11 protein-coding genes and 1 riboswitch are annotated in these 8226 nt (G+C 69.6%); of the genes, 6 read left to right on the top strand and 5 right to left on the bottom strand.

Going from position 1 to position 8226, the window contains the following annotated elements; translation table 11 throughout:
* The first annotated feature begins 33 nt into the window (after nucleotides 1–33).
* Together MFF42_RS03235 and trhA are read left to right on the top strand one after the other, a co-directional pair.
* A complete protein-coding gene (locus MFF42_RS03235; protein ID WP_373875126.1) occupies nucleotides 34–1101 on the top strand; it encodes a COX15/CtaA family protein in 1068 nt (355 codons plus the stop codon).
* Nucleotides 1102–1428: 327 nt separating this feature from the next.
* Nucleotides 1429–2109: a PAQR family membrane homeostasis protein TrhA gene (gene trhA, locus MFF42_RS03230; protein WP_238254477.1), complete on the top strand. Its 681-nt coding sequence runs from the start codon at nucleotides 1429–1431 to the stop codon at nucleotides 2107–2109.
* A gap of 9 nt (nucleotides 2110–2118) precedes the next feature.
* On the opposite strand, the gene MFF42_RS03225 is transcribed toward trhA, so the two are convergent.
* On the bottom strand, nucleotides 2119–2379 hold the full coding sequence (locus tag MFF42_RS03225) for a hypothetical protein (RefSeq protein ID WP_238254476.1): 261 nt from the start codon (nucleotides 2377–2379) through the stop codon (nucleotides 2119–2121).
* Between the two features lie 269 nt (nucleotides 2380–2648).
* A riboswitch (TPP riboswitch) is annotated at nucleotides 2649–2754 on the top strand.
* A 73-nt stretch (nucleotides 2755–2827) separates the two neighbouring features.
* Here MFF42_RS03225 and thiC point away from each other — a divergent pair.
* From thiC to MFF42_RS03210, 3 genes are all read left to right on the top strand, one after another.
* On the top strand, nucleotides 2828–4720 hold the full coding sequence (gene thiC / locus MFF42_RS03220) for a phosphomethylpyrimidine synthase ThiC (RefSeq protein WP_238254475.1): 1893 nt from the start codon (nucleotides 2828–2830) through the stop codon (nucleotides 4718–4720).
* Between the two features lie 167 nt (nucleotides 4721–4887).
* Entirely contained in the window at nucleotides 4888–5199 is a 312-nt protein-coding gene (locus tag MFF42_RS03215) for a hypothetical protein (RefSeq protein WP_238254474.1), read from the top strand.
* Nucleotides 5200–5339: 140 nt separating this feature from the next.
* Nucleotides 5340–5687 (top strand): flagellar protein FlaG, encoded by a 348-nt coding sequence (locus tag MFF42_RS03210; RefSeq protein ID WP_238254473.1) that lies wholly within the window; start codon nucleotides 5340–5342, stop codon nucleotides 5685–5687.
* Nucleotides 5688–5836: 149 nt separating this feature from the next.
* On the opposite strand, the gene MFF42_RS03205 is transcribed toward MFF42_RS03210, so the two are convergent.
* Nucleotides 5837–6211, bottom strand: a complete 375-nt coding sequence (locus MFF42_RS03205) for a flagellar biosynthesis regulator FlaF (protein ID WP_238254472.1) — start codon at nucleotides 6209–6211, stop codon at nucleotides 5837–5839.
* A gap of 176 nt (nucleotides 6212–6387) precedes the next feature.
* Here MFF42_RS03205 and MFF42_RS03200 point away from each other — a divergent pair, with 176 nt between their 5' ends.
* Nucleotides 6388–6630 (top strand): hypothetical protein, encoded by a 243-nt coding sequence (locus MFF42_RS03200; protein ID WP_238254471.1) that lies wholly within the window; start codon nucleotides 6388–6390, stop codon nucleotides 6628–6630.
* A gap of 28 nt (nucleotides 6631–6658) precedes the next feature.
* On the opposite strand, the gene MFF42_RS03195 is transcribed toward MFF42_RS03200, so the two are convergent.
* The 3 genes from MFF42_RS03195 to MFF42_RS03185 form a co-directional block, all read right to left on the bottom strand.
* On the bottom strand, nucleotides 6659–6799 hold the full coding sequence (locus MFF42_RS03195; RefSeq protein ID WP_173807896.1) for a hypothetical protein: 141 nt from the start codon (nucleotides 6797–6799) through the stop codon (nucleotides 6659–6661).
* Between the two features lie 196 nt (nucleotides 6800–6995).
* Nucleotides 6996–7322 (bottom strand): hypothetical protein, encoded by a 327-nt coding sequence (locus MFF42_RS03190; RefSeq protein WP_238254470.1) that lies wholly within the window; start codon nucleotides 7320–7322, stop codon nucleotides 6996–6998.
* Between the two features lie 129 nt (nucleotides 7323–7451).
* On the bottom strand, nucleotides 7452–8105 hold the full coding sequence (locus tag MFF42_RS03185; protein ID WP_238254469.1) for a metallophosphoesterase family protein: 654 nt from the start codon (nucleotides 8103–8105) through the stop codon (nucleotides 7452–7454).
* Nucleotides 8106–8226: the final 121 nt, after the last annotated feature.

Below are 8226 nucleotides of genomic sequence, written 5' to 3'. Positions count from 1 at the left end.
CCGGCGGCCTCCTACCGTCCCGGACACGGCGCGGTGCGCGCGTGGCTCTACGGGCTCGCCGTGCTGGTGGTGGCGATGGTCGCCATCGGCGGCGCGACGCGGCTCACCGGTTCGGGTCTCTCGATCACCGAGTGGCGGCCGGTGACCGGCGTGGTCCCGCCGCTCAACGCCGCCGACTGGGCGGTGGAGTTCGACAAGTACCGCGACACGCCGCAATACCACATCCTCAACCAGGGCATCGGGCTCGACGGCTTCAAGACGCTCTACTGGTGGGAATGGGGTCATCGCCTGCTCGGGCGGATCGTCGGCCTCGTCTTCTTCCTTCCCTTCGCGTGGTTCTGGATCCGCGGCATGCTCGGGCGCCGCCTCCTGCTCGGTCTCCTCGGCCTCGGCCTGCTCGGCGGGCTCCAGGGGGCGATCGGCTGGATCATGGTGGCCTCGGGGCTGCAGCCCGGCATGACGGCGGTGGCGCCGCTCAAGCTCGCGCTCCACCTCACCACCGCGAGCCTGATCCTCGCCGGCCTCGTCTGGCTCGCCGCCGGCACGCGTCCCCGCGCGCTCGCCCCCGCGCCCGAGCCGGTGCGGCTCTTCGCCGGCCTCCTGCCGGTTCTGGTGCTGATCCAGATCTGGCTCGGCGGCCTCGTCGCCGGCTCGAAGGCGGGCCTGCTCTACAACACCTGGCCCGACATGGACGGCGTCCTCGTGCCGCCGGCCCGGGTGCTGTTCGACAAGGTGCCCTGGATCGAGAACTTCGTCGACAACCTCGCCCTGGTGCAGCTCAACCACCGCCTCTTCGCCTATCTCGTGGTGCTGGCGGCCCTCGCCCACGCGATCCAGGCCGTCCGCGCGGCCCCCGGCAGCGCCGCAGGGCGTGCCATGGGGGTCGCGGTGCTGGCCCTGGCGCAGATGGGCCTCGGCATCGTCACCCTGCTCCTGCAGGTGCCGCTCTGGGCGGGCCTCGCGCATCAGGTCTTCGCCATGGCGGTGCTGATCATGGCGACCGTCCACGCCCGCCTCAGCCTGGGCGTGCGCGCCGCCTCCGCGCCCGAGGTGGCGGAGGTGCCGATCGGCCTGGAGACGCTCGCCGGCCGCGGCGCCTGACGGCGCCCGGCCTGGCTCGGATCCGCCCTCCCGAACGGATCGACCCGATCCGGTGAGGCCCCCCCCGCGTCATCCCGTCCGTCTGGCGTGAAACCTGCCTCGCCGGCCGGGCAGGGTCACGAAACCGTCGCCGTCGGTCCCGATGCTGGAAACAGCGCCGCGGGCGACTGCGATGCAGCATAAAATTTGGCTTATCTTGCGGCGCAATGGTTGGAGGCCAGTCGTCGCGGAGACAATTTCGGTGGAAGACCACTTGGTCGTTAGTTCGATGATGGAACGACTCGCGGCACTATAGAATTAAATACCTCGCCAACACGGGAGCAGAGGATGTTTCTGGCCGAGGACGGACGCCCGCTTGCGCTGACCTGGAACTACACGCCGTACGAATTGCGGGCGGACGGTGCGGTTCACATCGCGGGTCTCGTCCTCGGGGTTCTCGGCGCGGTCTGCTTGGTGGTCACCGCGACTTTGACGCATCTCGGCTGGATCGAGCGCGCCTCTCTGCTGGTCTACGCCACCGCGATGCTGGCGATGCTCGGCGCGTCGGCCGCCTACAACATGTGGCCGGTGAGTCCGCGCAAGTGGATCCTGCGCCGGTTCGACCACGCCTTCATCTACCTGATGATCGCCGGCACCTACACGCCCGTGGTGGCGCTGGTGGGCTCCGGCCCCGTCGCCTGGATCCTGCTCGCCCTGATCTGGACGGTGGCGCTCGCCGGCATCGCCATCAAGATCCTGATGCCCGGCCGCTGGGACCGGGTCTCGATCGTGCTCTACCTGATGCTGGGCTGGAGCGGCGTGCTCGCCTACGAATCGGTGATCTCGGGGCTCACTCCGTCGGCCCTCGGCTTCCTCGCCGTCGGCGGCCTGCTCTACTCGGTGGGCGTGGTGTTCCACGTCTGGCGGAGCCTGCCGTTCCAGAACGCGATCTGGCACAGCTTCGTCCTCGCCGCGACCGCGTGCCATTACGGGACGATCATGGCGAGCGTGCTCCACGCCGGGGCGTGAGCCCTGCCGTCAGGCCGGCTCGGAGATGCTGCTGCCCTCGCCCAGCGTATCCGAGGCGCGCTCGACCGCGCTGATCGCGTCGAGCAGGTGCTGCACGCTGCGCTCCACCTCGATCCGCGGCCGGTCCATCTCGGCGGCCCGCGCCACCAGCCCTTCGAGCTGATCCAGCACGACCAGGAGGTCGCCCGCGACGGCCGCCACGTCGCAACCGGCGCGGGCCGGTTTCGCGGGGGCAGGGCGGCGGAAAGGGATGATCGTGCTCATCGCCATCGTGTGTCGCGAAAAGGCGGGCGCATGGCCACCCGCCGACCGGGCGTCATCCACACCCAAGCCGCGCCTCGCGGTCGCCAAAAGGGAGTTCCTGCCGCAATTGGTGAGTTTTTCGTCGAAACCGTGGCTCGCATCCGTGCCACTCGATCAAGCTTTCGCGCCGTGCTCCCGCCGTCACGGCCGAGTCCTTCCGAACCGGAAAAATGTCTCCTCCGAATCGGACGGTCCCGGCAAAGGATTGACAAGGATCGCGTCGAGGCAGAGGTTGGAATCGTTCCGAGGGGGGCCCCGAAAAGGGGCTGAGAGTGGGCTGGCGCCCTGACCCTTGAACCTGATCCGGCTCGTACCGGCGGAGGGACGGGAACCAGTGGCCGCTGCTCGAAGCAGCGTCGGCCATCCGCACCATCGTCGGGACCACGGGTCGCCTCCCCCATCAGGAGCGACAGCGATGAACGCACCCGTCCGTCCCAAAGATCTTCCCAACGGCAGCCCTGCCAGCGTCACCACCGGCCCGGTCCAGGGCTCGCGAAAAGTCTACGCCGGGGCCCCCGGCCGGCCCGACATCCGCGTGCCCTTCCGGGAGATCGCCCTCTCCGATCCGAAGGAGGAGGCGGTGCGGGTCTACGACCCGTCGGGCCCCTACACCGAGACCGATGCGGCGATCGACCTCGAGAAGGGTCTCGCCCCGGTGCGCGAGCCCTGGATCGTCGGGCGCGGCTACGCGGCGGTCAAACCCCGCGACGTGAAGCCCGAGGACAACGGCTTCGCCGCGGCCGACAAGCTCGTCGCCCCGTGCCCGGCCGAGCGCACGATCCGCCGGGCCGAGGCCGGGCAGATGGTGACGCAGTACGAGTTCGCCCGCGCCGGGATCATCACCGAGGAGATGATCTACGTCGCCCACCGCGAGAACGCCTGCCGCGAGCAGATGCTGGAGCGCGCCGAGGCCGCGCTGGCGGACGGCCAGAACTTCGGCGCCGCGGTGCCGCCCTTCATCACCCCCGAATTCGTGCGCGAGGAGGTGGCCCGCGGGCGCGCCATCATCCCGGCCAACATCAACCACCTCGAACTCGAGCCGATGGCGATCGGCCGCAACTTCCTGGTGAAGATCAACGCCAATATCGGCAACTCGGCCGTCACCTCCTCGGCGGCGGAAGAGGTCGAGAAGCTGGTCTGGTCGATCCGCTGGGGCGCGGACACGGTCATGGACCTCTCGACGGGGCGCAACATCCACAACATCCGCTCGTGGATCGTGCGCAACTCCCCCGTGCCGATCGGCACCGTGCCGATCTACCAGGCGCTGGAGAAGGTCGGCGGCGACCCGCTCAAGCTCGATTGGGAGGTCTTCAAGGACACACTGATCGAGCAGGCCGAGCAGGGTATCGACTACTTCACGATCCATGCCGGCGTCCGGCTCGCCCACGTGCCGCTCACCGCGCGGCGCACCACCGGCATCGTCTCGCGCGGCGGCTCGATCATGGCGCGCTGGTGCCTCGCCGGGCACCGCGAATCGTTCCTCTACGAGCGGTTCGACGAGATCTGCGACATCATGCGGGCCTACGACGTGTCGTTCTCGCTGGGCGACGGCCTGCGCCCCGGCTCGATCGCCGACGCCAACGACGCGGCCCAGTTCGCCGAGCTGGAGACCTTGGGCGAACTCACCAAGATCGCCTGGGACAAGGGCTGTCAGGTGATGATCGAGGGCCCCGGCCACGTGCCGATGCACAAGATCAAGGTCAACATGGAGAAGCAGCTGCGCGAGTGCGGCGAGGCGCCGTTCTACACCCTCGGCCCGCTGACCACCGACATCGCGCCCGGCTACGACCACATCACCTCGGGCATCGGCGCGGCGATGATCGGCTGGTTCGGCACGGCGATGCTCTGCTACGTCACGCCGAAGGAGCATCTGGGGCTGCCGAACCGCGACGACGTGAAGACCGGCGTCATCACCTACAAGATCGCGGCGCATGCCGCCGACCTCGCCAAGGGCCACCCCGCCGCGCAGCTGCGCGACGACGCGCTCAGCCGCGCCCGGTTCGACTTCCGTTGGGAGGACCAGTTCAACCTCTCGCTCGACCCCGACACGGCGCGCAGCTTCCACGACGAGACCCTGCCGAAGGACGCGCACAAGGTCGCGCATTTCTGCTCGATGTGCGGCCCGAAATTCTGCTCGATGAAGATCACGCAGGATCTGCGCGCCGACGTGCTCGCCATGGAGGAGGCCGGCGTGGTGCTGGGCCAGGCCAAGCCCCTCTCCGAGGAGGAGCGCGAGGCCGGCATGGCGGCGAAGTCGCAGGAGTTCCTGGCCGAGGGCGGCAAGCTCTACGTCGACGCGGCGGAGTAACGCGCCCTTCGACAGGGAAAACGCTTCGCGTCCAAAACTCAGGTCGGGGCAGTGTGTACTGCCCCGACTTTCTTGCATCGTGCGATGCGCGGGATCGCCCGCTCCGCGCGTTGATGCCGATCAACGGATGCGCGTAGGATTCAGCGGGCGGTCGAACGGAGGGCACGATGCAGCGGAGGACGGCGCTGGAATCCGCCGCGGCCCACGGCAGTGTCAGCTACGGGGCGCTGCCGGCCCCGCGCCTGCGCGCGGTCCTTCTCGGGGATGCGCCCTCGGAGGCCGAGCGGGCGCGGATCTATCAGGCGCTGTCCGAGACGCCGCTCGATCGGTTGGCGACCCTCGCCCGGGAGATCGGGCTCCCCTTCGCGGCGCTCGACGAACGCTTTTCCGCTCTGTTCGGAAGCAGCCTGGAGGATGCGCAGCAGTGGAAGCCTGGCGGTCATCGGTCCGTCGCGCCGTCATCCGCCGGCGATTCGTGAAAATCCTTCAGGCAATCTTTACGGATCGGTGAAGCTGGTACCCGTTCCCGGGGGACAAGCGGCGCCGCTTAAGACTCCGGTAGCGACGCGCGCAATCTTCTGAGGGCCGGCTTCTCGCCGGAACTCGAAGGAATGCTGCCATGGATCCGATCAGGGCTGCGGCCGCCACGCCGCCCATCTCGACCGCCCCCGTCACCCCCGTCCGCCCGGTCGCCGAGACGCCCCGCAGCGAGGCCCAAGCTTCCCGCGTGCTCGACCCCGCGGTCACCCTCGCGGTGAATCCCGAGAACACCGAGGCGAAGCCGTCCGAACCGGAGCGGCGTGCCTATGTCCGCGATGCGGAGAGTCAGAGCCTCGTCTTCCGGGTCACCGATCCGCAGACCGGGGACGTGGTGATGCAGATCCCCGACGAGGTGATCCTCAAGGCGCGCGCCTATGCGCGGGAATCGGCCCCCTTCCCGGGCGAGCGCATCGCCAAGACCGCCTGACCGCCGCCTGACCGCCGCCCGGCCACTCCCCGCGGGAGGCGGTGCGGACGGGGTTCCAACGTCTCCGGAGATCACGCGACGCCGAGAGGCGGATCCGCGGATCGTCCGGTCGTGCTGATTCGTCTAGGGGGACATCGCCTCCGGGACGCTCACGCCCCCGGCCCGGCATCGCCCTGGAGGCCCGCGGCGATGTGGTTGTTGAGCGAGACCAGGGACTCGATTTTCGCCGCCGTCGGCTCGATCATCGTGTCGACGATCGTGTGGAACACGTAGGCCGAGAGCTGGGCCATGCCGTTGCGGACCTCGACCGGGAGCGGGCTGCCCGGCTCGGTCGCGGCGGAGGCCAGGATCGTCCAGACCCGCTGATTGAAAGTGAGGGCGTCGTTGAGGGCCGGGCCCGTCTCGACCTGGGCCCCGAGGGCCCGGAGGCGGCCGGCGGCCTTCAGCAACACGGCGGCTTCGGCCTCCCGAGGCGAGAGCGCCACGCGCGCGACTTTCGCGTAGGCATTGGCCGCATACTGCATGATCGGAGGTCTCCCCGCGCCGCCCTCGGCCAGCGCTGGGCGAATCATGCATGCGGTTTGTTAAAAGCGGGTATGCAACGGTTCTGCCCCATTGGCGCCCCGAAAGGGGGAGAGTGCTTCGCCGTGGCCGGCCTTGTCGCCAATCCGCGCCGCACCGGGTCCGGAACCCGCCTCAGATGACGAACTTCTTCCTCGGATTGATGGCCGGCTGCATCATCGCCGGCGTCGTCACCATCACCGCAGCGCGGCATCCGACGGTGCAGTTGCGGCTGGGTCTCGTTCCGCCCGCTCAGGCGGCGGTCACCCCGCCCCCGCGCCCCGAGACGACCCCCCAATGCCCGGCCCCGAAGGCCGCGATGCAGGTCGGCAAGCCGGAGATGCTGTTCTCGCGCAGCCGCCTGTGGTCGGTCGCGCCCTGAAAACCGGTCGTCTGCCGGTCGCGGCGAATCAGACGCTGCTGCTGAGCAGGAACATCACCATCGTCGTCGCGACGGTGCTGCCGAGGAAGCCGCACAGAGCCGCGGTGAAGGACGGTCCGGTCCGCATCTCGGCGGAGGGCTGGCGGAGCGTGCTGTCGGTGGTGATCATGGCAGGATTCCTGAGGCCGATGAGAGGGTTCGTCCGGCGCGGGGGCGATCGGTTTCGTTGAAGTGAATCTGCGCCTTAAGGCAACGCTTCGCGGTGCGGGACCACACCCGTCCCCTGGGCGGTTCCGGCTTTCGCAACACCGCGTTGCACGGTGATCCGTCGATGGTGGACGGCGATGGTGGGGGCTGAGGCCCGCTCAGTCGCAGCGGTTGACGTGCTTGGCGACCCGCAGGGAGCGGAGCTCGCTGCGCAGGTCGATCGAGACGATGTCGGCCCCGCAATCCTCGAAGGCGTCCTGCGCCTCGTGATAGCGGTCGCCGATCTCGTCGAGGGTGTCGCAGACCCGGTCGCGGTTGCCGAGCCGCGCCTCCTGGCGGGCCTGGTAGCGCAGGGCGCTGGCCTCCTGGATCTTGCGGCGGCCGTCGAGGCAGCCGGGCGCGGCGAGCGCGGAGGAAACGAGGGAGACGCCGACGAGGGAGGCCGCGAGGCCGGCGAGAGCGGTGTGTCGCATGAGGTGACGCATGGGGCAGACCGACGCTGGTTCGACCGAGGTCATGAAAAGGTGAGGGAGCGCTCGACGCGCAGGTTCCGCAGTGCCGTCACTGCTGCCACCGTCGCGCCGCCGTCCGTGTCGGTGTTTTGAACGGCGACGCTAAGCCGATGGTTCCGAGACGTCTTGACGGGATCTGCCGCGTTTCTTGACGGAACCTTCCGCCGGCTCGGGGGCGATCGAATTGGCCTGCGATCCGTCCTGCGGCCTCTCCGTCACCCCGGCGGCCTCCGTCCGGCCGGGAGCCTGTCCGGCGCGGCCGCGGCGCGAGACGAGGATCCGGTCGAGGGTGACCGGCGCCGGGCCCTGGGCGTCGATCCCGACATCGTACTGGCGCGGGATCGGCTTGAGCCGGCCGTGCGAGTGGCCGTGCAGGTTGATCGCGCCCCGGCCGAGGCCGTTCCAGGTCCGGAAGGCGTAGTGGCACAGCACGAGCCGGCGGCCCTCGACCTCGGTCTCGGCGTAATGCGCCACCGAGGCCCAGCCGGGCGCCGACAGGGTGGCCGGGCCGTCGTTGTTGCCGACGATGAGATGCTTGCGGCCGTGGAGCGCGGCGAGCAGGGCCGCGACGCGCTCCGGCGGCGGGCCGAGGGCGAAATCGCCGAGATGCCAGACGGTGTCCTCGGGGGAGACCACGGCGTTCCAGGCCTCGACCAGCGCCGCGTCGTGCGTCGGCAGGTCCGGGAAGGGCCGCCGGTCGATCCGCAGGATCCGCGGGTCGCCGAAATGCGTATCGCTCGTGAAGAAGACCGTCATCCGCCGCGCCGTCCGCTGTGAGCGGGACAACGCGGCGGAGGGGAGAACGATGCCGGCCTTCGCCTTCGAGGTCGGCGCCGAAAATCAGCGCCCGAGAATCAGCGCCCGAGAATCAGCGCCC

Origin of the sequence: Methylorubrum podarium (assembly GCF_022179745.1) — a bacterium.
GTDB classification, from domain to species: domain Bacteria; phylum Pseudomonadota; class Alphaproteobacteria; order Rhizobiales; family Beijerinckiaceae; genus Methylobacterium; species Methylobacterium podarium.
The sequence above is the reverse complement of the archived record's forward strand: the minus strand, read 5'-3'. Positions and strand labels throughout refer to the sequence as shown.

Bases quoted from the DNA above. Each gene is read 5' to 3' on its own strand.
- MFF42_RS03185 (WP_238254469.1), bottom strand. From the start codon at position 8,105: ATGACGGTCTTCTTCACGAGCGATACGCATTTCGGCGACCCGCGGATC.
- MFF42_RS03205 (WP_238254472.1), bottom strand. From the start codon at position 6,211: ATGCAGTATGCGGCCAATGCCTACGCGAAAGTCGCGCGCGTGGCGCTC.
- thiC (WP_238254475.1), top strand. From the start codon at position 2,828: ATGAACGCACCCGTCCGTCCCAAAGATCTTCCCAACGGCAGCCCTGCC.
- MFF42_RS03195 (WP_173807896.1), bottom strand. From the start codon at position 6,799: ATGATCACCACCGACAGCACGCTCCGCCAGCCCTCCGCCGAGATGCGG.
- trhA (WP_238254477.1), top strand. From the start codon at position 1,429: ATGTTTCTGGCCGAGGACGGACGCCCGCTTGCGCTGACCTGGAACTAC.
- MFF42_RS03215 (WP_238254474.1), top strand. From the start codon at position 4,888: ATGCAGCGGAGGACGGCGCTGGAATCCGCCGCGGCCCACGGCAGTGTC.
- MFF42_RS03210 (WP_238254473.1), top strand. From the start codon at position 5,340: ATGGATCCGATCAGGGCTGCGGCCGCCACGCCGCCCATCTCGACCGCC.
- MFF42_RS03190 (WP_238254470.1), bottom strand. From the start codon at position 7,322: ATGCGTCACCTCATGCGACACACCGCTCTCGCCGGCCTCGCGGCCTCC.
- MFF42_RS03225 (WP_238254476.1), bottom strand. From the start codon at position 2,379: ATGGCGATGAGCACGATCATCCCTTTCCGCCGCCCTGCCCCCGCGAAA.
- MFF42_RS03200 (WP_238254471.1), top strand. From the start codon at position 6,388: ATGACGAACTTCTTCCTCGGATTGATGGCCGGCTGCATCATCGCCGGC.